30 protein-coding genes and 1 other RNA gene are annotated in these 24,855 nt (G+C 63.0%); 18 read left to right on the plus strand and 13 right to left on the minus strand.

Annotation, left to right across the window (positions count from 1 at the left end; all coding sequences use genetic code 11):
• Nucleotides 1–32: 32 nt before the first annotated feature.
• From FJ959_RS16680 to FJ959_RS16695, 4 genes are all read right to left on the minus strand, one after another.
• Nucleotides 33–920 (minus strand): sigma-70 family RNA polymerase sigma factor, encoded by an 888-nt coding sequence (locus FJ959_RS16680; RefSeq protein WP_140630949.1) that lies wholly within the window; start codon nucleotides 918–920, stop codon nucleotides 33–35.
• 134 nt (nucleotides 921–1,054) lie between these two features.
• The gene (locus tag FJ959_RS16685) at nucleotides 1,055–1,360 is read right to left on the minus strand and encodes a hypothetical protein (protein WP_140495300.1); all 306 of its coding nucleotides are present in this window, start codon (nucleotides 1,358–1,360) and stop codon (nucleotides 1,055–1,057) included.
• Between the two features lie 267 nt (nucleotides 1,361–1,627).
• Nucleotides 1,628–1,873: a DUF982 domain-containing protein gene (locus FJ959_RS16690; protein ID WP_140495302.1), complete on the minus strand. Its 246-nt coding sequence runs from the start codon at nucleotides 1,871–1,873 to the stop codon at nucleotides 1,628–1,630.
• Nucleotides 1,874–1,911: 38 nt separating this feature from the next.
• Entirely contained in the window at nucleotides 1,912–2,358 is a 447-nt protein-coding gene (locus FJ959_RS16695; protein ID WP_140495304.1) for a MarR family winged helix-turn-helix transcriptional regulator, read from the minus strand.
• Between the two features lie 148 nt (nucleotides 2,359–2,506).
• Between FJ959_RS16695 and FJ959_RS16700 the strand changes: the two genes are divergently transcribed.
• On the plus strand, nucleotides 2,507–4,300 hold the full coding sequence (locus tag FJ959_RS16700) for a chloride channel protein (RefSeq protein ID WP_140630952.1): 1,794 nt from the start codon (nucleotides 2,507–2,509) through the stop codon (nucleotides 4,298–4,300).
• 12 nt (nucleotides 4,301–4,312) lie between these two features.
• On the opposite strand, the gene FJ959_RS16705 is transcribed toward FJ959_RS16700, so the two are convergent.
• The 4 genes from FJ959_RS16705 to FJ959_RS16720 form a co-directional block, all read right to left on the minus strand.
• On the minus strand, nucleotides 4,313–4,534 hold the full coding sequence (locus FJ959_RS16705) for a ribbon-helix-helix domain-containing protein (protein WP_140495308.1): 222 nt from the start codon (nucleotides 4,532–4,534) through the stop codon (nucleotides 4,313–4,315).
• Between the two features lie 7 nt (nucleotides 4,535–4,541).
• Nucleotides 4,542–4,739, minus strand: coding sequence for a DUF4169 family protein (locus FJ959_RS16710; RefSeq protein WP_140495310.1), 198 nt, complete (start codon nucleotides 4,737–4,739; stop codon nucleotides 4,542–4,544).
• Between the two features lie 18 nt (nucleotides 4,740–4,757).
• Nucleotides 4,758–5,291 carry an SspB family protein gene (locus FJ959_RS16715; protein ID WP_140495312.1) on the minus strand — a complete coding sequence of 178 codons (534 nt, stop codon included), beginning with the start codon at nucleotides 5,289–5,291 and terminating at the stop codon, nucleotides 4,758–4,760.
• Nucleotides 5,292–5,436: 145 nt separating this feature from the next.
• Nucleotides 5,437–6,126 (minus strand): TetR/AcrR family transcriptional regulator, encoded by a 690-nt coding sequence (locus FJ959_RS16720; RefSeq protein ID WP_140521179.1) that lies wholly within the window; start codon nucleotides 6,124–6,126, stop codon nucleotides 5,437–5,439.
• Nucleotides 6,127–6,312: 186 nt separating this feature from the next.
• Here FJ959_RS16720 and FJ959_RS16725 point away from each other — a divergent pair, with 186 nt between their 5' ends.
• Nucleotides 6,313–7,518, plus strand: coding sequence for a multidrug effflux MFS transporter (locus FJ959_RS16725; RefSeq protein ID WP_140516527.1), 1,206 nt, complete (start codon nucleotides 6,313–6,315; stop codon nucleotides 7,516–7,518).
• Between the two features lie 64 nt (nucleotides 7,519–7,582).
• On the opposite strand, the gene FJ959_RS16730 is transcribed toward FJ959_RS16725, so the two are convergent.
• Both FJ959_RS16730 and ssrA read right to left on the minus strand, forming a co-directional pair.
• Nucleotides 7,583–8,134, minus strand: coding sequence for an AAA family ATPase (locus FJ959_RS16730; RefSeq protein ID WP_140630954.1), 552 nt, complete (start codon nucleotides 8,132–8,134; stop codon nucleotides 7,583–7,585).
• A gap of 115 nt (nucleotides 8,135–8,249) precedes the next feature.
• Nucleotides 8,250–8,610: a transfer-messenger RNA gene (ssrA, locus tag FJ959_RS16735) on the minus strand.
• A gap of 168 nt (nucleotides 8,611–8,778) precedes the next feature.
• Between ssrA and FJ959_RS16740 the strand changes: the two genes are divergently transcribed.
• The 6 genes from FJ959_RS16740 to FJ959_RS16765 all read left to right on the plus strand — a co-directional run bounded on the left by FJ959_RS16740 (nucleotide 8,779) and on the right by FJ959_RS16765 (nucleotide 13,977).
• Nucleotides 8,779–9,090, plus strand: a complete 312-nt coding sequence (locus FJ959_RS16740; RefSeq protein WP_140554449.1) for a DUF2853 family protein — start codon at nucleotides 8,779–8,781, stop codon at nucleotides 9,088–9,090.
• 303 nt (nucleotides 9,091–9,393) lie between these two features.
• Nucleotides 9,394–10,188 carry a thymidylate synthase gene (locus FJ959_RS16745; RefSeq protein WP_140631357.1) on the plus strand — a complete coding sequence of 265 codons (795 nt, stop codon included), beginning with the start codon at nucleotides 9,394–9,396 and terminating at the stop codon, nucleotides 10,186–10,188.
• A 731-nt stretch (nucleotides 10,189–10,919) separates the two neighbouring features.
• Complete coding sequence (gene modA / locus FJ959_RS16750) at nucleotides 10,920–11,714, plus strand: molybdate ABC transporter substrate-binding protein (protein WP_140630957.1); 795 nt, start codon at nucleotides 10,920–10,922, stop codon at nucleotides 11,712–11,714.
• Between the two features lie 15 nt (nucleotides 11,715–11,729).
• Entirely contained in the window at nucleotides 11,730–12,434 is a 705-nt protein-coding gene (gene modB / locus FJ959_RS16755; protein ID WP_140495324.1) for a molybdate ABC transporter permease subunit, read from the plus strand.
• Nucleotides 12,431–13,543 carry a molybdenum ABC transporter ATP-binding protein gene (gene modC, locus FJ959_RS16760; RefSeq protein ID WP_140630960.1) on the plus strand — a complete coding sequence of 371 codons (1,113 nt, stop codon included), beginning with the start codon at nucleotides 12,431–12,433 and terminating at the stop codon, nucleotides 13,541–13,543. Before modB ends, modC begins: the two co-directional genes overlap by 4 nt.
• A 92-nt stretch (nucleotides 13,544–13,635) precedes the next feature.
• Nucleotides 13,636–13,977 carry a winged helix-turn-helix domain-containing protein gene (locus FJ959_RS16765; protein ID WP_140559548.1) on the plus strand — a complete coding sequence of 114 codons (342 nt, stop codon included), beginning with the start codon at nucleotides 13,636–13,638 and terminating at the stop codon, nucleotides 13,975–13,977.
• A 103-nt stretch (nucleotides 13,978–14,080) separates the two neighbouring features.
• On the opposite strand, the gene cobF is transcribed toward FJ959_RS16765, so the two are convergent.
• Nucleotides 14,081–14,845: a precorrin-6A synthase (deacetylating) gene (gene cobF / locus FJ959_RS16770; protein WP_140559549.1), complete on the minus strand. Its 765-nt coding sequence runs from the start codon at nucleotides 14,843–14,845 to the stop codon at nucleotides 14,081–14,083.
• A gap of 124 nt (nucleotides 14,846–14,969) precedes the next feature.
• Here cobF and FJ959_RS16775 point away from each other — a divergent pair, with 124 nt between their 5' ends.
• From FJ959_RS16775 to FJ959_RS16810, 8 genes are all read left to right on the plus strand, one after another.
• Nucleotides 14,970–15,980: a DUF4424 domain-containing protein gene (locus FJ959_RS16775; RefSeq protein ID WP_140630962.1), complete on the plus strand. Its 1,011-nt coding sequence runs from the start codon at nucleotides 14,970–14,972 to the stop codon at nucleotides 15,978–15,980.
• Entirely contained in the window at nucleotides 15,980–16,498 is a 519-nt protein-coding gene (locus FJ959_RS16780) for a dihydrofolate reductase (protein ID WP_140630965.1), read from the plus strand. Before FJ959_RS16775 ends, FJ959_RS16780 begins: the two co-directional genes overlap by 1 nt.
• 166 nt (nucleotides 16,499–16,664) lie before the next feature.
• Complete coding sequence (gene hflK, locus FJ959_RS16785) at nucleotides 16,665–17,786, plus strand: FtsH protease activity modulator HflK (RefSeq protein WP_140630967.1); 1,122 nt, start codon at nucleotides 16,665–16,667, stop codon at nucleotides 17,784–17,786.
• Entirely contained in the window at nucleotides 17,786–18,754 is a 969-nt protein-coding gene (locus tag FJ959_RS16790; RefSeq protein ID WP_140521174.1) for a protease modulator HflC, read from the plus strand. The genes hflK and FJ959_RS16790 overlap by 1 nt, the downstream gene beginning before the upstream one ends.
• 6 nt (nucleotides 18,755–18,760) lie before the next feature.
• Nucleotides 18,761–18,949, plus strand: a complete 189-nt coding sequence (locus FJ959_RS16795; protein WP_140559552.1) for a DUF2065 domain-containing protein — start codon at nucleotides 18,761–18,763, stop codon at nucleotides 18,947–18,949.
• 138 nt (nucleotides 18,950–19,087) lie between these two features.
• Complete coding sequence (locus FJ959_RS16800) at nucleotides 19,088–20,602, plus strand: DegQ family serine endoprotease (RefSeq protein WP_140559553.1); 1,515 nt, start codon at nucleotides 19,088–19,090, stop codon at nucleotides 20,600–20,602.
• A gap of 55 nt (nucleotides 20,603–20,657) precedes the next feature.
• On the plus strand, nucleotides 20,658–21,083 hold the full coding sequence (locus FJ959_RS16805) for a putative toxin-antitoxin system toxin component, PIN family (RefSeq protein ID WP_140630970.1): 426 nt from the start codon (nucleotides 20,658–20,660) through the stop codon (nucleotides 21,081–21,083).
• Nucleotides 21,080–21,340 (plus strand): toxin-antitoxin system HicB family antitoxin, encoded by a 261-nt coding sequence (locus tag FJ959_RS16810; protein ID WP_140495345.1) that lies wholly within the window; start codon nucleotides 21,080–21,082, stop codon nucleotides 21,338–21,340. Before FJ959_RS16805 ends, FJ959_RS16810 begins: the two co-directional genes overlap by 4 nt.
• Here FJ959_RS16810 and FJ959_RS16815 read toward each other — a convergent pair whose 3' ends face one another.
• Nucleotides 21,341–21,904 (minus strand): GNAT family N-acetyltransferase, encoded by a 564-nt coding sequence (locus FJ959_RS16815; protein WP_140630972.1) that lies wholly within the window; start codon nucleotides 21,902–21,904, stop codon nucleotides 21,341–21,343.
• Entirely contained in the window at nucleotides 21,901–22,788 is an 888-nt protein-coding gene (gene serB / locus FJ959_RS16820) for a phosphoserine phosphatase SerB (protein WP_140630974.1), read from the minus strand. Before serB ends, FJ959_RS16815 begins: the two co-directional genes overlap by 4 nt.
• On the opposite strand from serB, the gene miaA reads away from it, so the two are divergent.
• Nucleotides 22,778–23,743 carry a tRNA (adenosine(37)-N6)-dimethylallyltransferase MiaA gene (miaA, locus tag FJ959_RS16825; protein ID WP_140631360.1) on the plus strand — a complete coding sequence of 322 codons (966 nt, stop codon included), beginning with the start codon at nucleotides 22,778–22,780 and terminating at the stop codon, nucleotides 23,741–23,743. The two genes, serB and miaA, sit on opposite strands and share 11 nt — an antisense overlap.
• Nucleotides 23,744–23,849: 106 nt before the next feature.
• Nucleotides 23,850–24,641, plus strand: a complete 792-nt coding sequence (locus tag FJ959_RS16830; RefSeq protein WP_140495351.1) for a GGDEF domain-containing protein — start codon at nucleotides 23,850–23,852, stop codon at nucleotides 24,639–24,641.
• Nucleotides 24,642–24,855 lie beyond the last annotated feature (214 nt).

A 24,855-nucleotide genomic window follows, 5' to 3' on the forward strand; every position in this document is an offset into this window, starting at 1 on the left:
AGGGCAGTAGGCAGGGGATTTCCCTCGATCGTTCAAAGAACGAGCAGTTCGGCGCTGTCGGCGACGTAGCGGGCGTGACGAAAATCGCGGATGGCGGCAAGCTTGCCCTCCTGCCAGACCAGCAGGATGAAATAGGCTGATCGCGCAGCCGGGTCGTTGCCGTCGTGAACGAGGACCACCGGCCTGTCCTCGACGAATCCCGGCACGAAACGCCAATCGCGGAGGCGGGAATAGTTGTGGAAATAGGTAGCCACTTCCTTGGGTCCGGTAAACCGCGTCCTGGCCACCAGCTCCAGGCGAACTTCATCGGCGAGCATGTCGCGCACGGCGTCGAAATCACGGGCGTTGAAGCGATCGATATAGGCTTCGAGCAACAGGCGTTCGGAGACGCCCAGCCTGGGAACCGGCCGATCCTCGGGCTCGGCGGCGAGCTGGCGCAAGCGGCCGCGGCCACGATGCAGCGCCGCCTTGACGGCCGGGACGCTGGTGTCCAGCGCGGCGCTGATCTCTTGCAGCGAATAACCCAGAACGTCCATCATGATGACGCTGCTGCGCTGCGCGACGGGCAGGCGCATGAAGGTGTGCAGGCCGGCGGCAGCGGCCTGACGGTCGAAGGTGGCGTTGGCCGGGTCGACGATCATGTCCGGATCCTCATCGGAAAAGGCCTTTTCGCGGGCTCGCCGGCGCAGAAAATCGAGTGCCGTGTTGTGCGCGATGCGGAACAGCCAGCCCTCCGGATTTGCGATCTGGCCGGCGTTCGGCAAAGCCTCGAACGCCTTGGCCAGCGCTTCCTGCAACACGTCCTCGCCGTCGAAGACGGAACCCGTCATGCGCGCGCAATAGCGGTGCAGCTTTGGGCGCAACTCCCCAAGCAGGCGTTCGATGAGCGCGCGGTGCCCGCCAGGAATGAGGATGTTCATACGCCCGCCGTTCTCCACATCGCTTGACCGCGCCTAGAGCAATTCCAAGAAAAGTGTGTGCGGTTTTCTGTCCAGAATTGCGTCAAAACAAAGAGTTAGGGCGGTTCGCTGTTTCCATGAAACGGTGAACTGCTCTAGTGGTCCAGCATCCGGTAACTGCCCACCACCGTCATCGCCTCGCGATGCGGAGGCTCGATGCAGCGATCCCTGATGCCGTTCTGAAAAGTCGCGAATGCCGCTAGCCCCGGAAGGGTGCCGGCCTGCTCCTCGGTTGCCGCCTCGACCAGATGGAAGAAGGTACCGTCGCCGGACCGCCATGTCATGTAGCGAAACCCTTCGGGCGATTTATCCCGCAATTCCTGGAACACGGCCTTGACCAGCCGCTCGTTCTCGTCGACCAGCTCCGGTTTGGTCCTGTAACGTATCAAATGGTGTTTCATCTTGTCTGTTCCTTTGCCGGCCCTGCACCTTGCAGGTCGCTCATGTCCGAGACGAAGCGGCGGAGCCAAAGGATTCGGGGTTTCCGGAATTTTTTTATGCGGCCCCTTATGTCCCATCTTCCCGATGGTAGCCGGGCTTCGCAAAAGTTGAATGGACGACGGCGCGTTGCTGACGGCTGTCGCGATCTCATCGTGCGCTCACCGTCGATCGAGGACGGTATGTCGGGCCTGTGGTTGGGCCAACAACGCCCAGGCCATGCGCGGCAGTTATTCGACCAGAATGCGCGCTTCCCTCGCGGCTTCGACAAAAGCATCCCTGGCGGTATCGGCCGATACGCCGCCGTTCATGGCCTGCCGGCACGCCCGCAGCGCAGCCTTATGCTTGATGCTTCCCGCATCGCGCCAGTGATTGGTGAGAAGGTCGAGAGCTTGTTCGGCATTGGACAGATTTCGAACGTCGCCAGTAACGCCTGTGGAAACCGGGACTGCCTTGGAAAACCAGATGTTGTACATGGCATAGCCTCCATTCAGCTAGGTTGCGAAACTTGTCTCTAGAGCGTGTCGCGGTCCTTTCGGGCGAGCACGCTCCTCAGCATGGGTTCGATGCGCGAAAGCTCGTCGAGATGCACGGCCGACAAGTCGGCGAGGCAGGCATCGGCCCGCTCGGTCAGTTGCAGCAGCACCTTGCGCTGGTCCTCCTTGTCCTGATCTCTGACGATCAGCCCGGCCTCGCACAGGCGGTTGACCAGTTCGACGGCGCTATGATGGCGGATGCGCAAGCGTTCGGCGAGGTCGCCGATAGCTACCGGGCCTCCGCCGGGAAAACCCTTTATGGCGAGCAGTGCCTGATGTTGGCGCGGCGTCAGACCGGCGTCTTCGGCCTGTAGCTGGCTGAATTCCAGGAAGCGGCGGATCAGATAGCGGAACTCCGACAGCCGCTGGTAGTCGGCCTGGCTGATGGCGGGGCGGGGTTCTTTCGGATGCGACATATCAGACATGTGTTGTCATTCCGGCCAAAGCTCAAACGATTTCGGGCCAGGCCCGCTTGAATATTTATATCGTATTACGATACATAGCCGCCGGCAAAGCCGTTTTGACGGTTTGCCGATCCTCCAACAGCGACACGCCACGGAAAGCAGGCAGGCAATGAAGACCGAACAGGGCAGTCCCGGACATCTGCGCGATTTCACCACCGACGCCAGGGTGTTGCTGATCGCGGGCATCGCGGTGGTGGTGGCGACGGCCGGGCTGTTTGCCGGCATCATCCTGCTGAAATTGATCCGGCTCGCCACCAACGTCGCCTATTTCGGTCAATTCACGCTCGCCGATCTGAAACTGGAGGACACGCCGCTTGGATATGCCGCCGTCGCCGTGCCGGTGATCGGCGCACTCATCATCGGCCTGATGGCGCGCTACGGCAGCGAGAAGATCCGTGGCCACGGCATTCCAGAAGCGATCGAAGCGATCCTGCTCGGGCGCTCGCGGCTGGACGCCAAGGTCGCGGTGCTGAAGCCGCTGTCGTCGGCGATCTCGATCGGCTCCGGTGGACCGTTCGGCGCCGAGGGCCCAATCATCATGACCGGCGGCGCCATCGGCTCGCTGATCGCGCAGATGCTGCCGGTCAGCGACAATGAGCGCAAGACGCTGCTGGTGGCGGGCGCCGCCGCGGGCATGACCACCGTGTTCGGAACGCCGATCGCCGCCATCATGCTGGCGGTGGAACTGCTTCTGTTCGAGTGGACGCCGCGCAGCTTCATTCCGGTGGCGGTGGCTGCCATCGTGGCGGAGGTCGAGCGCACCATGCTGCACATGCCGGGACCGATCTTTCCGTTTCAGGGCGGCATGGCGATTTCCTTTGCCGGTCTTGGCGGTTGGGTCCTGATCGGTATTGCGGCCGGCCTCCTGTCTGCCTTGCTGACGCAGATGGTCTATGCCTGCGAGGACGGTTTCCAGAAACTGCCGATCCACTGGATGTGGTGGCCGATGCTCGGCGGCCTCGTCGTCGGCATTGGCGGCCTGATCGAGCCGCAGGCGCTCGGCGTCGGCTACGACAACATATCCAACATGCTGGACGGCCGCACGATTGCGACGGCAGCACTCCTGTTGTTGGTGGTGAAAGTGGTCATCTGGTCGGTGGCGCTGGGCTCGGGAACGTCGGGCGGCGTGCTGGCGCCACTGCTGATCATGGGCGGCGCGATGGGCGCGGTGCTCGCCGGCTTCCTGCCGGCGGCCGATCCCGGCTTCTGGGCGCTGCTGGCGATGGCGGCGACCATGGGCGGCACGATGCGCGCGCCGCTGACGGCGACCTTCTTCGCGGTCGAATTGACCGGCAACACGCATGTGCTGGTGCCGCTGATCGCGGCCTGCGCCGCCGCCCATGCGGTGACGGTGCTTTTGATGAAACGTTCCATCCTGACCGAGAAGATCGCCAGGCGAGGGCATCATCTGGTGCGCGAATACCGGGTCGATCCGTTCGCGCTGACCAGGGTGCACGAAGTGATGACCACGCAGGTCCAGAGCGTGCCGGCGACGATGACGCTGCATGGCGCAGCGGCATTCCTGACTGCGCCGGAGACGCGTCATCCGAGCTTCCCGGTCATTGACGGCAACAGGCAGGTGCTCGGCCTCATCGATCCACCGGCGATTCTGCGCTGGCGGCGTGCCGGCAAGCACCGGACGACGACGCTCGGCGACTTGCTGGCCGGCAGCAAGGTGACGCTTGCCTATCCCGATGAATATCTGGAAGGCCTGTCGGACAAGCTCCTGACGGCCAACGTGTCGCATCTGCCGGTCGTGGCACGCGACGACGGAACGCTGGTCGGTTACGTCGGCTGGAAGGACCTGATGCGCGTCAGATCCAGGAAGCAGGCGGAAGAGCGCGATCGCACGGCCCTCCTGGGGTTCGGCACCCGCCGCGGGAAACAGGAAGGCACTGCCTGACGGAGCCAGGCGTCAGGCGCGGCCGCGCTTCGCCCAGGCCAGTACATGGATCCGGAGCGCCGAGGACAGATTGGTGTCACGCGGCCGGTTTTCGTCGACTTCCGCGACCAGCGCGGCAAGGGTCAGATTGCGCGCGGCGGCGATGGCGACAAGGTCGTCAAAAAACGGCTTTTCGAGCGAATAGCTGGTGCGGTGGCCACGGATCGTCACCGAGCGTTTTTCGACCGGGCTCACCTGGAGCTCATTTGGGGTCCGGATCGGGCGACGGTTGACGCCGATGGCCCGCGACGAAGAACTCGGCCTTTTCGGCAACCAGGCGGTCGCGTTCCTTCTCTGCCCCGGAGCGGCCGTACAGGGCGCGGTTCTGGCTGGCAGTGCGTTCCTTCTCCAGCCTTGCCTTCTGCTTGCGAGCCTGGCGCAGATTGACGATGTCGGCCATGACGCGCGACCCGAAGGCTTATTTCTTGCGGAAGGCGTCGAGCGAGACGACTTCGGCGCCCTTGGCGGCATCGGCATCGGCCGCCTTCTTCTCGGGTTCGGCGGCCTTCTTCTCCGCCTTCGGCTTTTTCTCGGAGACGATGGCGAGCGGTTCGGACGCCGGCTGGGAAGCTGGCTCGTCATCTGACTGGCCTTCGGTCTTGACGTCGAATTCGAGTTCGAAGTTAACCGACGGATCGTAGAAGCCGCGCACCGCCGAGAACGGGATTTCGAGTTTTTCCGGCACGTCCGAGAAGGAGAGCCCGACCTCGAAACCGGTCTCGGTGACCTTCAGGTCCCAATACTGGAACTGGATGACGATGGTCATCTGCTCCGGATAGCGCTCGCGCAGCCGCGAAGACACACGCACGCCCGGCGCGCCGGTCAGGAAGGTGATGAAGAAATGATGGTTGCCGGGGAGGCCGGTGCGCGCGACCTCGGCCAGGACCTTGCGCATGACGCCGCGCAACGCCTCCTGGGCCAGAATGTCATAGCGGATGTGGTCGTCGGCCATGTGGCGGTCGGGTTCCGTTGAATCGTCCGCATAGCTGTAATCAAGCTTGAGCGCGGCGTAAACCGCATATAGACCGCCGCCGCGAGGAAGCGAGGACGATTGCCGAGATTTGATCGCGGAAGCCGGCTTGCGTCACCCGCAAATGTCACGCGTTGGCAAGCGCGGCGTGTTTCTTGACGCCGGTCGGGGAGGGGCGCTTGCCGAAAGCGCGCAGGAAGGTGCGCACGCCATTTGTCGCCGATTGCACGACCTCGTCCTCGGCCGGGGTGCCGCCGAGCATGAAGGTCGTCTGCAATTCAGCATTGACGAGGCCGAGGAACTGCCGCGCCGCGACGTCGGGGTCGTCGATCGCGAGGTAACCGCCATAGGCAAGGCGGGCGAAGCGGGCGGCGATTGCCGGCCATGTCCTGCCAGGACCCTGTTCGCGCCATTCGGCGAACAGTTCGGGGTAGCGCTCGCCTTCGGTCTGGATCAGCTTGCGCAGGAATTTTCCGTCGCGGTTGCAGATGCAGTTCTGGTTCAGGCGCACGGCAAAGCCGATCAGATCCGCTTCCAGATCCCTCGGCTGGTCCGGGAACGTGGCGATGGTGGCGAAGATGCCGGCATTGCAGCGCTCGGTGAGATCGCGGACTACGGCGATGAAGAGCTTTTCCTTGTCGCCATGGTGGTTGTAGACGGTCTGGCGCGAGACACCCGCCTCGGCGGCGATCAGGTCGATATTGGCGCCGGCAAAGCCCTCGCGGCAGAACACGGAAGCGGCTGCGTCGACCACCGAGATGCGCTTGGCCTCGTGGCTGCGTGGCGGGAAACTGTCAGGAGAAACACCCGGTCTCATGAAAATCTATATAGAGGTGATTGACGATTTAGACAAGACTGTCTAAATTTGTGGACACGCTATAAGGGGTTCATCTCTGGACAGGCGAACAATTCGCTCTCGGAGAGTCGGAATCCCACGGGATCGAACGTCCTGGGGTCAGACGTCGCCTTGCGGCGGCAACCAGATTCGAAAGAAGCCAACATCATGAGTCCCAAATTCCTCCGCATCGCGGTCGTGCTCGGCCTGTTGTCCGCCATCGGGCCCTTCGCCATCGATATGTATCTGCCCGCATTGCCCTCGATCGGCGCGGATCTCAACGCCGGCACCGCAGCCGTGCAGATGAGCCTTTTGATCTTCTTCCTGTCGATGGGCTTCGGCCAGATCGTCGTCGGGCCGATCTCCGATATGGTCGGACGCAAGCTGCCGCTCTATGGCGGTCTTGCGCTGTTCATGGTCGGCGGCGTCGGTTCGGCATTGGCGCCGACCATCGAATGGCTGATCGCCTTCCGTTTCCTGCAGGGCCTTGGCGCCAGCGCCGGCATGGCCATTCCGCGCGCGATCGTGCGCGACCTGCACACTGGCAACGAAGCCGCCAAGCTGATGTCGTTGCTGATGCTGGTGTTCTCGGTATCGCCGATCCTGGCGCCGCTGACCGGCAGCCAGATCATCGAGAGTTTCGGCTGGCGCGCCGTGTTCTGGACCGTCACGGCCGCAGCGGTGCTGGCAACCATCCTGCTCGCGACCTCGCTCAAGGAGACGCGGCCGGCTGAAGAACGCGCCGGTTCTTCCTTTGGCACCGCCCTTTCAGGCTACCGTTTCCTGATGGGGGACCGCAATTTCCTCGGCCTGGTGGCGATCGCGGGCTTCGGCATTGCGAGCTTCTTCGTCTATCTGTCGAGCTCGTCCTTCATCCTGATCGACCATTACGGCCTGTCGCCTTCGGTCTATAGCGTGTTCTTCTCGATCAATGCCGTCGCCTTCATCGGCATGTCGCAGCTCACCGGCCTGCTTTCCGAGCGTTTCGGGCTCAAGCGGGTGGTGTGGGTGGCGGTGACCGGCTACGCCACGACGATGGTGGCACTGTTCGCTGTCATGGCTTCCGGTGTGGACCGGCTGGATGTGATGGCGGCGCTGCTGTTCGTCGGCTATGGCTTTCTCGGCCTGGTCATTCCGACCACCTCGGTATTGGCCATGGAGGAGCATGGCGAGATCGCGGGCACGGCTTCGGCGCTGATGGGCACGCTGCACTTCGCCATCGGTGCGCTCGCCATGGGTGTCGCGGGCATCTTTTTCGACGGCACGCCGTTGCCGATGGTCGCCGGCATCACGCTCTGCGCGGTGATCTCCTTCACCCTGGCCAAGATCACGCTCGGCCGTTCGCGCGAGGCTGTCGAAGCGCCGGCGGAGTAGGCGATCGCCAATAAATTGAAAGAGGCTGGGAAATTGAAAGAGGTCGGGCCGATCCCGGCCTTTTTCATGCCAATCCCGTTTCGTCCAGCATGAAGCGCAGCCGTGTCTCGACAGGCGCCAGGGGCAGCCGTACCAGTTCATAACCGAGTTCGGCATAGACGCCGACCAGCGCGTGACAGGTACGCTCGGCTTCGTCGAGCGTTTGCTTGCGCTCTTCATCCTGCGTGAAGATTTCGGGCCAGGGCGGGGCAACGAAGACACGAGGGTTGTAGCGGCAACGCTTCGCTGCGATGCCGACGTGATCGGGAACCGGCAGGCCGCAGAGGCGGAGATAGCCCAGCGTGTCGGGCACGCCACGATCGAAGAAGACCGGTCGTTCCTGTTCGATCGCAGCTTGGTAGGAGCGCATCTCCCAGGACAGCATCAATTCGGCAAACAACGCGCGATCGCTCCACGGCAAGGCGGGACCGCCAATGGCGGACTGGTCGCGAATGATGCCGCGTCCGGCCTCGACCGAGGTGGCGAACCCTGCACGGCGCAAGGCTTCGATCAGGGCGGTCTTGCCAGAGCCCGGACCGCCGGTCAGCACGAAGAATCGGTCGGAATTGTTTTGCATTTTTACCCATGACGAAGGAGGCACGCGGCTCCACTGCGTCGCCTCCCATGGGCCGAACGAAGTCTGGCCGGCGCGAGCCTGCCGTTGCGCGTGATGCAGATGAAAAAGGGGGAGAAGTGGAGGTTTCTGTTGCCAGGTACCTCCGAACCCCGCCTAGAAGTGCGAACCCCTAGGGCTTGATTTGAAGCTATCGCACTGCATTAAGCAGCGAGACGCGCTTCCGCATAGTTGTCGTTGGCAACTATAAGTTTAGCCCGATGACGGTGGTACAATGCCGGGCAAAAGTACGATCTTTACACCTTCGTCGATCCTATTTCGCCCCCAGCAAAAGCCGCTCCGTCTTCCAGAGCGGTTTTTGGTGGAGGCGCCGGGTACCGCCCCCGGGTCCGAACGGCTTATTTCATCGCCAGTTTATCGCCATAGTCGGTCAAGCCGACGAAGCGAATATAGGGGTCCGTCGCCAGAAATGAAAGACCGCAATGGTGCTTTGTCCCTGTGTCAAAATGCAACGCGGCAGGGTTGACTTGGGAACGGTCTCAACCGAAGCTTTGCCGCGGTGAGGAGTTATCGACCGAGCGCACGAGTTGCGGAGCGCGCCACAGCCCTCATCGACCGGATCCGTGGCGCCGACGAGGGGAATTTTGATGGCCGACTATCTTGCAGACGTGAAGAAATACGACGCCGCGGCGAGTGCCGAAACTGTCGAGAAGATCGTCAAGCATCTGGGCATCGCGCTCAGGAACCGCGATTCCTCGCTGGTGTCCTGCACCGATCCCAAAGAACTCGAGCGCGTCCGGGAAAACTGGGTCGGCAAGAAGCTCGGCGTCGCCGATGCGGCGAAGGCAGATGCTGCGATCGAGAAGACCTGCAAGGCGATGGCCGCAGACAACACCAAGAATCGAGTGACTTTTTACTACCTCGTTGCCAAGGACCTGGGAAAGCTCGGTTCGCTCTGAGAATTCCGTGCTCGCGCGGTTGCTGAGGCGCGCCGCTGGTTTGTAACGGGCACGGCTTGTGCTGCCCCTCATCTGGCTGCCGCCATCTTCTCCCCGTATAGAGACGGGGAGAGGAATGCTGTCACCGATGGTTTCGCCAATTGCCGGCGTTGCAAGACGGACACCGAGGCTGCGGCCAGTTTGCTTGGATGTCGGCGCAGACGCCGAAACAGTGATGAGGCAAGCGTCGCCTGCGCCGTTTTGATGTGTTCGGCCGCCTGTCTAGCAGCTATAATGCTCGCACAATCGAATCGAGCCGAACCGATGCGCCAGTATCTCGACCTTCTGCAGCACGTGCTGGATCATGGCGCCGACCGCGGCGACCGCACGGGCACGGGCACGCGCTCCGTGTTCGGCTACCAGATGCGCTTCGACCTGGCGCGCGGCTTTCCCGTCACCACCACCAAGAAGCTGCATCTGAAATCGATCATTCATGAGCTTCTGTGGTTCCTGGCCGGCGAAACCAATATCAAATATCTGGCCGACCATGGCGTTTCCATCTGGGACGAATGGGCTGACGAGAATGGCGACCTTGGTCCTGTCTATGGCAAGCAGTGGCGTTCCTGGCCGGACGGCCATGGCGGGTCGATCGATCAGATAGACAATCTTGTGAAAGAGATACGCCGCAATCCTCAATCGCGGCGGCTGATCGTTTCGGCCTGGAATCCGGCCGAGGTAGAGGCGATGGCGTTGCCACCATGCCATTGCCTGTTCCAGTTCTACGTCTCGGAAGGCCGGCTTTCCTGTCAGCTTTACCAGCGTTCCGGCGACATCTTCCTCGGCGTGCCGTTCAACATCGCCTCCTACGCCCTGCTGACGCTGATGGTGGCGCAGGTGACCGGCCTGAAGCCCGGTGATTTCGTCCATACGCTCGGTGACGCGCATCTTTATTCGAACCATTTCGAGCAGGCGCGCGAGCAACTTCGGCGCACGCCAAGAACGCTGCCGACCATGTGGATCAACCCTGAAGTGAAGGATCTCTTCGCCTTCCGCTTCGAGGATTTCCGGCTGGAAAACTATGTCGCCGACGCGACGATCAAGGCGCCGATCGCGGTCTGAACCGCTGGCGCAACCTTGCCGACCTTGATGTCTCGAGGCCGTGGCGATGGTGGTGCCTCGCCGGTACGTCGTTTTGATATCTTTTCGACAAGATCGGTCGACCTTACCCTCAGGCCAGGAGATTTCCGGGGAGGCGTCCATGCGACTGTCAGCAGCGGTATTTGCGCTCGTCTTTGTCTTCGCTTTCAATGCCCACGCATTTGCCGAGTGCGGGTGTGAATGCATCAACAACAGCATGAAGCCGTTCTGCGACGATCCAGCTGCGAAGCTGCCAAACTGTCCCCGCGCGACTTGCAAGCCCGCTGACGCAGAGGGGAATGACCTTCCCGCAAGCGCCATATCAAGCGAGACGCGGTATGTCTGCAAAGTGCGGATGGTGAAGACGCCGGAAGGCTCGTTTCGGCACACACTTATCTGCATTTAGACATTGTCTCGCCTCTCCCAATAGATCACGGCGGCGACAGCAATGTCGCCCAAAAGTGACCGCGGTTTTGGGGGAAGGACGCGCTTTAGAGGATTTCAGCGTTGGTTCCGTCGAGGGCAACGGGCGCCGATTTTCTTGTGACGTCTTCGTCTGCCTTTCGCTGTATCCGTGCTGGTCTATCGCAGGTCGCGAGGACGCCGCGCATTCAATGGCGACGCTGTGCGAAAAACCTTTCCTTGTTATATTCATCCGGATATATCGGATGGCAGGCTTCGAGCAGGCCGGATGCCAACTCAGGGAGAGCTTCATGACGCGCAACGGTTTTGCAGTGGCGGCGGTCGCCATTGGTGGCTTCGCGGCGGCGTGGACGGCAGCAGTGCCGGCGGCGCGCGCGCAAGACGAGGTCGTGGTGTTTGCGGCCGCCAGCCTCAAGGACGCGCTCGACGCGGTCAACAAGGCCTGCGCGGCTGATGTCGGCGAAGCGGCGACCATCTCCTACGCGGCGAGTTCGGCGCTCGCCAAGCAGATCGAAAGCGGCGCGCCGGCGGACGTCTTCATCTCGGCCGATCTCGACTGGATGAAGTATCTTTCCGACAGGAAGCTGACCAAGCCCGATACCGAAGTGAAGCTGCTCGGCAACCAGATCGTGCTGGTGGCGCCGAAGGATTCGGGCGTTGAAGCCAAGATCGAAAAGGGTTTTGATCTGGCCAGACTGGTCGGCGACGGCAAGCTCGCCATGGGCGACCTCAAGGCTGTGCCGGCTGGCAAATACGGCAAGGCCGCGCTTGAATCGCTCGGCGTCTGGTCCTCGGTCGAGGGCAAGGTGGCGCAGGCCGAGAATGTGCGTGCGGCACTCAAGCTGGTCTCGATGGGCGAAGCGGCTCTCGGCATCGTCTATGCCACGGACGCGCATGCCGAAAAGGGCGTCAAGGTGGTTGGTGTTTTCCCCGAGGATTCACATCCGCCGATCATCTATCCGGTTGCCCAGACGGCTGATTCGAAGGACAAGGACACGCCTGCCTTCCTGAAGTGCCTGCGGACGGCAAAGGCATCGGATCTATTCAAGGAGCAGGGTTTCACGGTCCTTGCGCCCGTCAACTAGGAGAGCCACCTGCGCATGAACTGGCTGCTGGACCTCACTCCCGACGAATGGAATGCGGTCCGGCTGTCCATCAAGGTGGCGACAGTGGCGATGATCGCCAGCCTGCCGCCGGGCATAGCGATAGCGCTGCTCCTGGCGCGCGGCCGATTCTGGGGCAAGACGCTGCTCAACGGGCTGGTGCATCTGCCGCTGATCCTGCCGCCCGTGGTGACCGGCTATCTCCTGCTTCTGACCTTCGGCAAGCGCGGGCCGGCCGGCGCATTCCTGGCCGAGCATTTCGGCATCGTCTTTTCCTTTCGCTGGACGGGTGCGGCTCTTGCCTGCGGCGTCATGGGTTTTCCGCTGATGGTGCGGGCGATCCGATTGTCGATCGAGGCCGTCGACCGCAAGATGGAGGCGGCGGCCGGAACGCTCGGCGCCAGCCCGCCATGGGTGTTCGGCACCATCACCTTGCCGCTGATCCTGCCTGGGCTGATCGCCGGCGCCATCCTCTCCTTCGCCAAGGCGATGGGCGAGTTCGGAGCGACGATCACCTTCGTCTCCAACATCCCCAACGAGACGCAGACGCTGCCGTCGGCGATCTACACGTTCACCCAGGTGCCGGGCGGCGATGCCGGAGCGCTTCGGCTGACGCTGATCTCGATCGTCATCTCGATGGCCGCCCTGGTGGCCTCGGAAGTGTTGGCGCGGCGCGTCGGCCGGCGGATGGACATCGAATGAGCGTCCTTGTCGACATCCGCCATCGGCTCGGCGATTTCCCCCTCGACATCCGCTTCGAGAGCGCCGGGCGGCTGACGGCGCTGTTCGGGCCCTCCGGCTCGGGCAAGACGACGCTGATCAATATGATTGCCGGGCTGATCCGGCCCGACCAGGGACGCATCGAGGTCGATGGCCGTGTGCTGGTCGACACGGCCAAGGGCATTTTCGTGCCGAAGCACAGGCGCCGGATCGGCATGGTGTTCCAGGACGCGCGTCTGTTTCCGCATATGAGCGTGGCGAGCAATTTGCGCTATGGCCGCTGGTTCACGCCGGCGGCGGAGCGTTATGCCGAGATCGACGCCGTCGTCGAATTGCTCGGCATCGAGCCGCTGCTGGCGCGGCGGCCGGCAAAGCTCTCGGGCGGCGAGAGGCAGCGCGTCGCGATCGGCCGGGCGCTGCTCGCCAGCCCCCGGCTGTTGCTGATGGACGAGCCGCTGGCCTCGCTCGACGAGGCGCGCAAGGCCGAAATCCTGCCCTATGTCGAGCGCCTGCGCGACGAGACGAAGATCCCGATCGTCTATGTCAGCCATTCGATCGCCGAGGTGGCGCGGTTGGCGAGCGACGTGGTGATGCTGGCGCGAGGCAAGCTTGCCGCCAGCGGCCCGACCACGGCTGTCATGCAAAGGCTGGACCTTCTGCCGGCGGAGGAGCGCGGCGAGGGCGGCGCGGTGCTGGACACCAGCGTACTGCAGCATGACGAGGTTTTCGGCATGACGGTGCTTGGCTCGAACTCCGGCGAGATACGCGTGCCCAAGCTGGCGGCGACGGTGGGCGCACCGGTGCGCATACGCATCCGCGCGCGCGACGTCATGATCGCCACCGAACAGCCGTCGGGTCTCAGCGCGCTCAACATCCTGGCCGGCACGATCGTCGCGATCAGACCGGGCGAGGGGCCGACGGTCGAGATCGGTATCGACTGCAACGGCGCGACCGTGCTGGCACGGGTCACCGAACAGTCGCGGCAGGTTCTGAAGCTGCGGCTCGGCGGACAGGTCTTCGCCGTGATCAAGACGGTGAGTTTCGACCAGGCAAACACCGGGGGCGGGCTCCCCGCGGAGGCGGATGGCTGAGACGGCGAGTGGGTCTTTGCGCTATATCTATTTGGAATAGCGATGCCGCCAAAGACGCTCTAACATGGCAGGCGTGATCGCGGAGGAAGAAAATGCCGTCGCTGAGCTTGCGGATAAATCTCGACCCCGACGGGCGCATCGGGCCGGGCAAGATCGAATTGCTGGAGCAGATCGCCGCCTTCGGTTCGATCTCGGCCGCCGCGCGCGGCATGGAGATGTCCTACAAGCATGCGTGGGACCTGGTCGAGGACATGAACCGGGTGTTCGGCAAGCCGCTGGTGGCCGCGCAGACCGGCGGCCGCAAGGGCGGCGGCGCACAATTGACGGCGGTGGGCCTGGCCGTGGTCAGCCGTTTCCGCGCCATCGAACGCGCGGCGGCTTCGGCGGCCGCGACGCATATGGAGGCGTTGCAGGCGGAGATTGAGGAGGAGTAGGGCAGTAGGGCAGTAGGGCAGACCAACTCGGGCGCGTCGAATTTTTCGTGTGCTTTCTTGTGTTCCGGCTCCTGATGTCTCGTTCACTTACTGCCTTACTGCCCTACTCCCCTACCTTCCTCAGCACGTACGTATCCATGATCCAGCCCTTTTCTCTGCGGGCCTGCTCGCGGATTTTCTCGATTTCGGCGCCGACGTCGCGAAGGCGGCCGGAGACGATGATTTCGTCCGGCGTGCCGAGATAGGCGCCCCATTGGATGAAAAGATCCTGGTCGGCGAGCGTGTTGAAGGCGCATTTGCCGTCAAGCATGACGACGGCGCTGCCGGCATTTTGCGGCATACCTTCTTCCGTCAACCGGCGGCCGGTGGTGATCAGGATGGAATCGCCGATGCGGTTCAGCGCTGTCGCGTGGCTGGCGGCGAGCGCCTGGATGGCGGTGATGCCGGGAATAACCTCCAGTTCGAAGGCGACGTTGCCCCTGAGGCGTACGCGCTCCAGGATGCGCAGCGCGCTGTCGTAGAGCGAGGGGTCGCCCCAGATCAGGAAGGCGCCGCAACCATCCTCGGCGATCTCTTCGCGGATCAGGTCTTCATAGATGGCGGCGATTGCCTCGTGCCAGTCATCGACAGTCGAGCGATAGGAAGGCGCCGGTTCGGCCCGCACGGGCACGTCGAATTCCACGCGGCGTGAATTCGGGTTGGTGACGAAGCGGTCGCAGATGTGACGGCGCAGTTCGGCAAGATCGTTCTTCTTCGCACCCTTGTCGGGGATGAACAGCACGTCGGCCCGATTGAGGCCGTCTATGGCCTGCACGGTCATATGGTCGGGATTGCCGGCGCCGATGCCGATGACGAGAAGCTTGCGCATGAAGCGAACTCCTGCCCGATCGCAACCCTTTAGTCCAGACTGGCGTGGCGCGGATGCGGAAGGGCTTTGAAACGCCACGTTGAAACCGCTAGGGTCATCGCGACATTCTCGCCGAGGGGCTTTCATGTTGCGATATGTTCTGACGGCGGTGCTGGCCTTGTCGGCCGCACCCGCGTTCGCCAATGATTCCGTTGCCGAACTCGGCACCGGCGGCCTGGTGCTGTCGCGCAGCGATGCCGTGGCGATGCAGAGCGAGGACCTCTTCATCTCGCCGGAAAAGGTGACCGTGGATTACGTCTTCCACAACAACACCGATAAGGACGTCGACGCGATCGTCGCCTTCCCAATGCCCGACATCTCCGGCGATCCCGAGGAGATGCCGGCGATCCCCGAAAACCAGAGCGACAATTTCCTTGGCTTCGAGGTGACGATCGACGGCGTGGCGGCAAAGCCTGAGCTCGAGCAGAAGGCGCTCGCGCTCGGCATCGACATCGGTGCCGACCTGAAGGCGCAGAACGTGCCTTTCAACCCATTCGGCGAAGCGGCAAAGGCGGCGCTCGCGAAGCTGCCGCAAACGGTGGCGGACGACTGGGTCACCCGCGGCATCATCATCGAGGACACTGTCGATGACAGCCCTGGCGCGAAACCCAATTATGCACCGTTCTGGCAATTGCGCTCGACCTATTGGTGGCGCTCGACCTTTCCGGCCAACAAGGACGTCCACGTTTCCCACCGCTACAAACCGAGCGTCGGCGGCACCTCGTCGGTCAGCTTCTTCTACGACGGCAAGTTCCAGGGACAGTACGCCGCCTACAAGTCCCGCTACTGCATGGACGACACGTTCGAGAGCGCAGTGCGCAAGGCTGCCAAGAACGACCCCGACGGCTATCCAAAATATTACGAGAGCCGCATCGCCTACATCCTGACCACCGGCGGCAACTGGGCGGCCGGCAGCATCGGCAAGTTCAAGCTGACCGTCGACAAGGGCAATCCCAAAGCCCTGGTCTCGTTCTGCGGCGACAATGTCAGGAAGGTCGGGCCGACGAGTTTCGAGATGACGGCTGAGGACTTCTATCCAGAGCGCGACATCGACATCCTTATCCTCGATCCATCCGACAATGGGAACGGCAACTGATGCACGTGGCAATCTATGTCGCCATCGCCGAGAACGGCGTCATCGGGCGGGACGGGGGGCTGCCCTGGCGGCTTTCCACCGATCTCAAGCGCTTCAAGGCAGACACGATGGGCAAGCCTATCATCATGGGACGCAAGACCTATGAAGGCATCGGCCGGCCGCTGCCGGGCAGGCTGAACATCGTTGTCACCCGTGACAAGACCTGGCGCGCCGACGGCGTGGAGGTGGCGCATACGCTTGAGAACGCGATCCAGCTGGCTGATGTGCGTGGGCGCTGCATGAGCGGGGTGAACGAGGTCTGCGTCATCGGCGGCGGCGAAATCTATGCGCAGGCGCTGCCGCTGGCTGACCGGCTGCACGTCACCCATGTGCTGGCCGCTGTCGACGGCGACGCGCATTTCCCACCGATCGATTCGAAACGCTGGCGCGAAGTCACTTCGCAGGAGATACCAGCCGGCGAAAAGGACAGCCACGCGACGCGCTATACGGTTTACGAGCGACGCCGCGAGAGGCATTGAAAGAAAAAAGGCGTTTAAAGACGACAAAGGGTCGCGACCGGCCCAAAACCGATGATGCTGGCAGAGCATCGCGTTGAAAGCATGCCGTGGCGTCCCTATAGAAGAACAAGACTGGATTTGCGCCGAAATTCCGGCGCTTGAGGGAATTCCAAGCGAAAGGACATTCATGCCCTGGAACGACAAAGGTGGCGGTGGCGGCGGCCCGTGGGGCGGCGGCGGCAACAATCAAGGACCCTGGGGGCAGGGACCGAAGGGGCCAAGCGGCCCGCAAGGCTCGCCTCCCGACCTCGAGGACATCATCCGCCGCGGCCAGGACAGGCTGCGGCGTGCGCTGCCCGGCGGTGGCGGCGCCAGTCCGGCCATATTCGGCCTGATCGGCGCGGCGCTGGTCGTGCTATGGGCGTTCCAGGCAATCTACACCGTGCAGCCCGACGAGGTCGCAGTCGAGCTGCGCTTCGGCAAGCCGAAGGCCGAGCTGTCGCAGCCCGGCCTGCATTTCCACTGGTGGCCGCTCGAAACCGTCGAAACGGCCAAGATTTCCGAGCAGCTCGTCGACATTGGCGGTGGCGCCTCCAGCGGCAACACGTCGGGGCTGATGCTTTCGGGCGACCAGAACATCGTCAACGTGCAGTTCTCGGTCGCCTACCAGGTCTCCGATCCCCGCGCCTATCTGTTCGACGTCTCCGACCCGGACGGCATGCTGAGGCAGGTCGCCGAGAGCGCGATGCGCGAGGCCGTCGGCCGCAGGCCGGCGCAGGACATCTTCCGTGACGACCGCCAAGGCATAGCGGCTTCGGTGCGCGAGATCATCCAGACCACGCTCGACGGCTACAAGGCCGGGCTTCAGGTCAACGCCATCTCGATCGAGGACGCGGCGCCGCCGCGTGAGGTCGCCGACGCCTTCGACGAGGTGCAGCGCGCCGAGCAGGACGAGGATAAGTTCGTCGAGCAGGCCAACCAGTACTCCAACCAGAAGCTCGGCCAGGCACGCGGCGAGGCCGCACAGGTCCGCGAAGACGCGGCCGCCTACAAGAACCGGGTGGTGCAGGAGGCCGAAGGTGAGGCCCAGCGCTTCATCTCCGTCTATGACGAATATGCCAAGGCGCCCGACGTGACGCGCAAGCGGCTTTACCTGGAAACGATGGAGAAGGTGCTGAAGGACTCCGGCAAGGTGATCGTCGAGCAAGGCAACGGGCAGGGGGTCGTCCCCTATCTGCCGCTGCCGGCATTGCAGCAGAAAGCGCCGGCTCCGGCCCCGCTTGGCGCGACGACGGGAGGTAACCAGTGATGGCCAACCGTCTTCCCGTCATCGTCGTCATCGCGGCGGTCATCCTGTTCCTGCTCTATTCGTCGGTCTTCGTGGTCAATGCGCGCCAGCAGGCACTGGTGCTGAGGTTCGGCGAGATCGTCGACGTCAAGACCGAACCCGGCATCTACTTCAAGGCGCCGTTCTCGTTCTTCGACGCAGACACGGTGCAGTTGATCGAGAACCGGGTGCTGCGCTTCGACCTCGACAACATCCGCGTCCAGGTCTCGGGCGGCAAGTTCTATGAGGTCGATGCCTTCATCGCCTACCGAATCTCGGATCCGCGTGTCTTCCGAGCCGCGGTATCAGGCCAGATCGAGCTCGCCGAAGCGCGGCTGAGGACGCGTCTCGACGCTGCCTTGCGCCGGGTCTACGGTCTGCGCGACTTCGAGGCCGCCCTTTCGGAGGAGCGCGCGGTGATGATGCGCGAAGTGCGCGATCAGCTACGGCCCGACGCCACCTCGCTCGGCCTGCAGATCGAGGATGTCCGCATCCGCCGCACCGACCTCACGGCCGAAGTCTCGCAGCAGACCTTCGATCGCATGAAGGCGGAACGTCTGGCTGAGGCCGAAAGGCTGAGGGCGCGCGGCAATGAGGCGGCGCAGCGCATCAAGGCCCGCGCCGACCGTGAGGTGGTCGAGATCATCGCGGAAGCGCAGAAGGAGTCCGAAATCCTGCGCGGCGAGGGCGAGGCGCAGCGCAGCGCCACCTTTGCCGAGGCTTATCAGCGCGATCCGGCGTTCTTCGATTTCTACCGGTCGATGAACGCCTATGGCACGGCGCTGGACAACACCGGCACGACAATGGTGCTGTCGCCGAATTCGGAGTTCTTCCGTTTCTTCCGCGACCCTGACGGAAAGGAGGCGCCGGCAAGGCCGGCGGCTCCGCAACCGGCACCTCCTGCCGCACCGGCGACCGCACCCGCAACTTCGCCCGGCACCGGCCAGTAGCGGCCGGTGCAGGATTTCTTGGCGGCAATAGGCCTGGTCCTCGTCATTGAGGGCTTGGTCTATGGCGGCTTTCCCGGTTTCGCCAGGAAACTGGCGGGCGAGGTGCTGTCATTGCCGGAGAATGCATTGCGGATTGCCGGGCTGGTGGCGATTGGCGCCGGCGTCGGTATCGTCTGGCTGGTCCGCGGCGGCTAGGGGGGTGTGCAAAAACGCGGGATTTACACTCTGCCAATAGCCATAGCCGCAAACGTGCCCTATTTCTTGCCATCATGGCGCGACACGGCGTTTCCGTCGAAGCGCTTTTCTCTTTCAGAAGTGCCGGGAGGCTTCTCGATGACATCCAACACCCTTTTGCGCGCGGTTCGACGCACGTTCGTCGCTGGCGCGGCAGCGCTTCTTCTGGGCACCGTGGCCGTTCCGGCCTTCGTGACGTCGACAATGGCCGCCGACGGGCCTGCTTCGGTGGCCGACCTGGCGCAAGGCCTGCTCGGCGCGGTGGTCAACATCTCGACGTCGCAGACGGTGAAGGGCACGGAAGGTCCGGGCGCGGTGCCGATGCCGCAGCTTCCCGAAGGCTCGCCGTTCCAGGATTTCTTCGACGATTTCTTCAAGAACCGTGGCGGCGACAAGGACAATGGCTCGCAGAAAGTGCAGTCGCTCGGCTCCGGTTTCGTCATCGACGCCGAGCAGGGCATCGTCGTCACCAACAACCATGTCATCGCCGATGCCGACGATATCGAGGTCAATTTCTCCGATGGAGTCACGCTGAAGGCGACGCTGGTCGGCACCGACACCAAGACCGATGTCGCGGTGCTCAAGGTCGATCCGAAGGGCCACAAGCTGACGGCGGTGAAGTTCGGCGATTCCACCAAGATGCGCGTCGGCGACTGGGTGATGGCGATCGGCAATCCGTTCGGCCTCGGCGGCACGGTCACGGTCGGCATCGTCTCGGCGCGTAACCGCGACATCAATTCAGGCCCCTATGACGATTTCATCCAGACCGATGCCGCGATCAACCGCGGCAATTCGGGCGGGCCGCTGTTCAACAGCGCCGGCGAGGTCATCGGCATCAACACGGCGATCATTTCGCCGTCCGGCGGCTCGATCGGCATCGGCTTCTCCATCCCCTCGCAGCTCGCATCGGGCGTTGTCGAGCAACTGCGCCAATATGGCGAAACGCGGCGCGGCTGGCTTGGCGTGCGCATCCAGCCGGTGACCGACGACATTGCCGAGAGCCTCGGCATGGCGACCGCCAAGGGTGCGCTGGTCGCCGGCGTCATCAAGGGTGGACCGGTCGACAACGGCACCATCCAGGCCGGCGACGTGATCATCAAGTTCGACGGCAAGGACATCCACGAAATGCGCGACCTGCCGCGTGTGGTCGCGGAGAGCCCGGTCGGCAAGGCGGTCGACGTGCTGATCGTGCGCAAGGGTGTCGAGCAAACGGTGAAGGTAACACTTGGCCGGCTCGAGGACAGCGAGAAGCTCGCCAGCGGCGAAAACGGCAACACCGACCAGGACAAAGGCGACAAGGCGCCGGCGGTTTCGACGGCCTCGGTGCTCGGCATGACCGTCGGCGAATTGAACGACGATACGCGCAAGAAGTTCAGCATCGCCGCCGATGTTTCGGGCGTCGTCATCACCGATGTCGCCAAGGATTCGGCCGCGGCTGAACGCGGCATCCAGCCGGGCGAGGTGATCACCGAAATTGCACAGGAATCGGTTGCCACGCCCAAGGATGTGATGGACCGGATCGGCGCGCTGAAGGAGCAGGGACGCAAGAACGCACTGTTGATGCTGGCGTCCAAGACCGGTGAGCTGAGGTTTGTGACGATCCGGATGGACTGAGGATCGCTAACGATGGTCATATTGTAACATCCCATGGGATGTACTATTTTGACTTGTGAGGCGGATCGTACTGGACACAAACGTTTTGACGGCAGGTTTGCGAAGCAGGAATGGCGCGTCTTTCGCCATCCTGCAGCTGATTGCGGATCGGCAAATTCGCCCATTAGTGACGACAGCGCTGTTTCTTGAATATGAAACCGTGCTGGCCAGACCCGAGCAGGTGGCGGCTCACGGGTTGTCCGCGCCGGATCTGGGCCGTTTGCTGGCCGGCTTTGCATTGCTGGCTGAGCCGGTCGAGCTGCACTTTCTCTGGCGGCCGCAATTGAACGATCCGAAGGATGAGATGGTGCTTGAAGCAGCGATCAACGGCCAGGCCGATGCGTTGGTGACTCACAATCGCCGGGACTTCCTAGCTGCGGCAGGCCGTTTTGATGTACTGCTTGTGAGCCCGGCCGAGTTCTTGGAAGGACTTCGTACATGAGCAAAGCGACTTATCCGCTGAAACTGCCACAGTCGGTTAAGGAAGCAGCCGCGCGCCTCGCGAAGGCCGATGGCGTGTCGCTCAATCAATGGATTGCGTCGGCTGTGGCGCAAAAGGTCGGGGCAATGGAAGCGGCAGCTGACTTCCTGCGTCGTCGTGCCGGCGACGCGTCACCGGGCGATTTCGCGAAAATGCTGGGGCGGGTCGCAGACAGATCGCCACAGTCCGGCGACGAATTTCCACCTGACAGGCATTGATCAGCGACGATTCTTCCGCCAATCCGCGCTCGTCAGCCTGTAGAACACATGCCTTTTCAGCTCCGGGTGGCTGTCGGGAATGCCGGGGTGGTCGAAGTTGGCCGAGGGATCGGCGGTCATGCCGAGGCGCTTCATGACGGCAGTGGAGCGGCGGTTGTTCTCGACCGCGAAGGAGACGATCTCGCCAAGGCCGAGTTTTTCGAAGCCGTAGGCCAGCCATGCCTCGGCAGCTTCCGTGACATAACCCTTGCCCCAGAATTCGGGCGCCAGCCGCCAGCCGACCTCAACGGTGCCGGCGGGAAGGAACGGCAGATGGTCCGTCCCGGTGATGCCGGCAAAGCCGATGCATTGGCCTGATGCGGCGATCTCGCAGGCGGCAAAGCCATAGCCGTCCCGATCGATGATGGCCCGCAGTTCGTCCATCTTGGCGTCTGCTGCGGCACGGTCGCGACGGAATGGGAAGAACTCCATCACGCGTTCGTCGGAATTGATGCGATGGAACAACTCGCGGTCACAATCCTCCCAGTTGCGCAGGATCAGGCGCTCGGTGCGCATTGGTTTCATTGGACGAACTCTTCCTGCCTGTAGCCTTGCAGATAGAGCAATGCGGTCAGGTCGCCATGGTCGATGCGAACCTTTGCCTGCGCGGCCACCATCGGTTTGGCATGCAGCGCAACACCGGTGCCGGCAAGGCGGATCATGTCGAGATCGTTGGCCCCGTCGCCGACAGCAATGGCATCGGCCGGGGTGAGGCCGAGACGCGCAGTGATCTCGATCAGCGCCTCGGCCTTGGCGGCGCGGCCGAGGATCGGCTCGCCGACCAACCCGGCAAACAGGCCATCCTGTTCGAGCAGGCGGTTGGCGCGATTTTCATGGAAGCCGAGCATGGCGGCGATGCGTGAGGTGAAGACCTCGAAGCCGCCCGAGACTAGTGCGGTCCAGGCGCCGTTGGCCCGCATCGTCTGCACCAGCGCGCGGCCGCCGGAGGCCAATGTCAACCGGTTGGCAACGATCAGATCGACCACGGCCGCATCGAGCCCCTTGAGCAACGCCACGCGCTCGCGCAGGGCGGGCTCGAAGGCGATCTCGCCATTCATCGATCGTGCGGTGATCGCCGCGACGTGCTCCTTGACGCCGATCTCGTCGGCCAGCTCGTCGATGCATTCCTGGTCGATCATGGTCGAATCCATGTCGGCGATGAGGATCTTCTTGCGGCGCGTTGCCGGCGGCTGGACGATCACGTCGACCGGCTCGGCGGCCAGCGCCGCGCGCAGGCTGGCGGTCGCCTCGTCGGCTTGCGCGCTCGCCGGCAGTACGAGATCGCAGGCAATGTCTTCGGCCATCCAGCGAACAGTGCTTGCGCCCACCGACCGTGAGGCCATATTCGCAAGCGATGGCGACAAGGCACGATCGGCGGGATGGGAAACAAGCGTGGCGATAAGCGGCATCGATAATTCCGGTGCGGATGCGGGCGAAGGCCGCGTGAAGAATGCGATCCTGATAGCCGGGCCGACCGCCAGCGGCAAGTCGGCGCTGGCGCTCGACCTGGCCGAACGTATAGGCGGCGTGATCGTCAACACCGATTCCATGCAAGCCTATTCGGTTCTCGACGTGTTGACTGCCCGGCCGGAGGCGGCGGACCTCGCTCGGGCACCGCATCATCTCTATGGGCATGTCCATCCCGGCACCGCCTACTCGACCGGGGCGTGGCTGCGCGACGTGACGAGGCTGATCGAAGACGGCGCGCTCTCGCGGCGACCGATCTTCGTCGGCGGCACCGGCCTTTACTTTCGCGCCTTGGCCGAGGGCATTTCGGAAATGCCCGACATTCCGCGGCAGGTACGCGACCGTTGGCGCTACGAGTTGAAGGAGCAAGGCGCCGTCAAACTGCATGGCATCCTGCTGCGCGAGGATTCCAGGGCAGCCATGCAGTTGAAGCCCACGGACAGCCAGCGCATCGTGCGGGCGCTCGAAGTGCTCGACGCATCCGGCCGCTCGATCCTGGACTGGCAGGCCGCGCGGGGCCGGCCGCTCATCGACAGACAAACGGCCCGCTTCTTCGTCATCGAGCCGGACCGGGCCGCGCTGGTCGGACGCATCGAAAGGCGTTTCGACCAGATGCTGGCCAAGGGCGCACTGGACGAAGTCAGGCAACTCGCATCGCTTCGTCTCGATTCGCAATTGCCGGCGATGAAGGCGATCGGCGTCCGTGAACTGCAAGCGGCGATGGCCGGACAATCGGGTTTTCCCGAGGCGATCGAGCGCGCCAAGATCGCAACCAGGCAATATGGCAAGCGGCAGACGACCTGGTTTCGGCACCAGCTAGGACCGGAATGGCAAAGATTGCATCCTGGTGACGATATCGAAACCACGATCCAAACGCTTGTTGCTAATGCAACCTAGAAAGCCTTTCCTTCACGGAAAGGTTCTCGTTGTGGTTGTCCAAATTAACCCTCCGTAAGGCCCGCCATGCCATAAGGTCGATGGGCATTTTTCCATCGGGGAGCAGATGCGTTTCCACAAGGCGGAATCGGCGTTTTTCGTCTTTATCTTCGTGATCCTGGCCGCCGGCCTGGTGACGCTGCATGCCTATGGACTGCTGCAATCCTTTGCCACCGAACTGCACACGGCCTCCGGCCTGGACAAGGTCATCTACCTCAACAAGCTGCTTTTCGCGACGGGCGTGCTGCTCGCGACCGCGCTGTTCTTCGGCATCTTCTTCATATACCCGCTGATCCGCAGGCAGGCGACGGAGGAAGGCAAGCTGCGCGCCATGACCGTGTCGCTGAGCGCCCGCTCCGAGACGTTCGAACATGCGGCGCTGACAGACAGCCTGACCGGCATGCAGAACCGGCGCTATTTCGACGACGCGCTGAAGGAATACCTCGAAGAGTTCAAGCGCATCGAGAAACCCGTCGGGCTGATGATCCTGGACCTCGATCATTTCAAGCAGGTCAACGATACACACGGCCACGACGTCGGCGACGAGGTGCTCAAGGCCGTCGCCAGCTGTCTCAAGGACATGACGCGCTACCATGACGTGGTGGCGCGATTGGGCGGCGAGGAATTCGCCGTGGTCACGCCCAACATGGAGGCGGAATTGTTGTCGAAATTCGCCGAGCGTATCCGCAAGGCGATCGCCAACATGTCGGTTCTCTCCGGCAATGTCCGGCTCAAGATCACCACCAGCGTCGGCCTTGCCGTTTGGGACCGCAAGGAGACGGCGGAAGAATTCTATCGCCGCGCCGACCGCCAGCTCTACGAGGCCAAGAGGCAAGGCCGCAACCGCGTCTGCGCCTGAAATCCCGAAGAAGAATTCATGAGGCCGGTTGCCTGACGCGGCTTTTTCGACTTCCGGTGCTCACGGACTGAATGTCCGCTCCGCTCCGGCTTCTCGAAAACCACGCCATTCAATCCGGCCTGATGAATTCCCTTTCGGGATTTGACCAAGCTGGTTCGATGAAGCCTTTGGAAGCTTGTGTGCGGCTTCCCGGCCGGTCGTCAGAGAGCTTGCA

Source organism: Mesorhizobium sp. B2-2-4 (genome assembly GCF_006442375.1).
In the GTDB taxonomy this organism is placed as follows: Bacteria; Pseudomonadota; Alphaproteobacteria; order Rhizobiales; family Rhizobiaceae; genus Mesorhizobium.

Bases quoted from the DNA above. Each gene is read 5' to 3' on its own strand.
- FJ959_RS16695 (WP_140495304.1), bottom strand. From the start codon at position 2,358: ATGTCTGATATGTCGCATCCGAAAGAACCCCGCCCCGCCATCAGCCAG.
- FJ959_RS16685 (WP_140495300.1), bottom strand. From the start codon at position 1,360: ATGAAACACCATTTGATACGTTACAGGACCAAACCGGAGCTGGTCGAC.
- FJ959_RS16780 (WP_140630965.1), top strand. From the start codon at position 15,980: ATGCACGTGGCAATCTATGTCGCCATCGCCGAGAACGGCGTCATCGGG.
- FJ959_RS16790 (WP_140521174.1), top strand. From the start codon at position 17,786: ATGGCCAACCGTCTTCCCGTCATCGTCGTCATCGCGGCGGTCATCCTG.
- FJ959_RS16720 (WP_140521179.1), bottom strand. From the start codon at position 6,126: ATGAGACCGGGTGTTTCTCCTGACAGTTTCCCGCCACGCAGCCACGAG.
- modB (WP_140495324.1), top strand. From the start codon at position 11,730: ATGAACTGGCTGCTGGACCTCACTCCCGACGAATGGAATGCGGTCCGG.
- FJ959_RS16680 (WP_140630949.1), bottom strand. From the start codon at position 920: ATGAACATCCTCATTCCTGGCGGGCACCGCGCGCTCATCGAACGCCTG.
- cobF (WP_140559549.1), bottom strand. From the start codon at position 14,845: ATGCGCAAGCTTCTCGTCATCGGCATCGGCGCCGGCAATCCCGACCAT.
- FJ959_RS16725 (WP_140516527.1), top strand. From the start codon at position 6,313: ATGAGTCCCAAATTCCTCCGCATCGCGGTCGTGCTCGGCCTGTTGTCC.
- FJ959_RS16830 (WP_140495351.1), top strand. From the start codon at position 23,850: ATGCGTTTCCACAAGGCGGAATCGGCGTTTTTCGTCTTTATCTTCGTG.
- FJ959_RS16730 (WP_140630954.1), bottom strand. From the start codon at position 8,134: ATGCAAAACAATTCCGACCGATTCTTCGTGCTGACCGGCGGTCCGGGC.
- serB (WP_140630974.1), bottom strand. From the start codon at position 22,788: ATGCCGCTTATCGCCACGCTTGTTTCCCATCCCGCCGATCGTGCCTTG.
- FJ959_RS16740 (WP_140554449.1), top strand. From the start codon at position 8,779: ATGGCCGACTATCTTGCAGACGTGAAGAAATACGACGCCGCGGCGAGT.
- FJ959_RS16815 (WP_140630972.1), bottom strand. From the start codon at position 21,904: ATGAAACCAATGCGCACCGAGCGCCTGATCCTGCGCAACTGGGAGGAT.
- FJ959_RS16775 (WP_140630962.1), top strand. From the start codon at position 14,970: ATGTTGCGATATGTTCTGACGGCGGTGCTGGCCTTGTCGGCCGCACCC.
- FJ959_RS16700 (WP_140630952.1), top strand. From the start codon at position 2,507: ATGAAGACCGAACAGGGCAGTCCCGGACATCTGCGCGATTTCACCACC.
- FJ959_RS16765 (WP_140559548.1), top strand. From the start codon at position 13,636: ATGCCGTCGCTGAGCTTGCGGATAAATCTCGACCCCGACGGGCGCATC.
- FJ959_RS16715 (WP_140495312.1), bottom strand. From the start codon at position 5,291: ATGGCCGACGACCACATCCGCTATGACATTCTGGCCCAGGAGGCGTTG.
- modC (WP_140630960.1), top strand. From the start codon at position 12,431: ATGAGCGTCCTTGTCGACATCCGCCATCGGCTCGGCGATTTCCCCCTC.
- FJ959_RS16745 (WP_140631357.1), top strand. From the start codon at position 9,394: ATGCGCCAGTATCTCGACCTTCTGCAGCACGTGCTGGATCATGGCGCC.
- FJ959_RS16800 (WP_140559553.1), top strand. From the start codon at position 19,088: ATGACATCCAACACCCTTTTGCGCGCGGTTCGACGCACGTTCGTCGCT.
- FJ959_RS16810 (WP_140495345.1), top strand. From the start codon at position 21,080: ATGAGCAAAGCGACTTATCCGCTGAAACTGCCACAGTCGGTTAAGGAA.
- FJ959_RS16710 (WP_140495310.1), bottom strand. From the start codon at position 4,739: ATGGCCGACATCGTCAATCTGCGCCAGGCTCGCAAGCAGAAGGCAAGG.
- modA (WP_140630957.1), top strand. From the start codon at position 10,920: ATGACGCGCAACGGTTTTGCAGTGGCGGCGGTCGCCATTGGTGGCTTC.
- FJ959_RS16690 (WP_140495302.1), bottom strand. From the start codon at position 1,873: ATGTACAACATCTGGTTTTCCAAGGCAGTCCCGGTTTCCACAGGCGTT.
- hflK (WP_140630967.1), top strand. From the start codon at position 16,665: ATGCCCTGGAACGACAAAGGTGGCGGTGGCGGCGGCCCGTGGGGCGGC.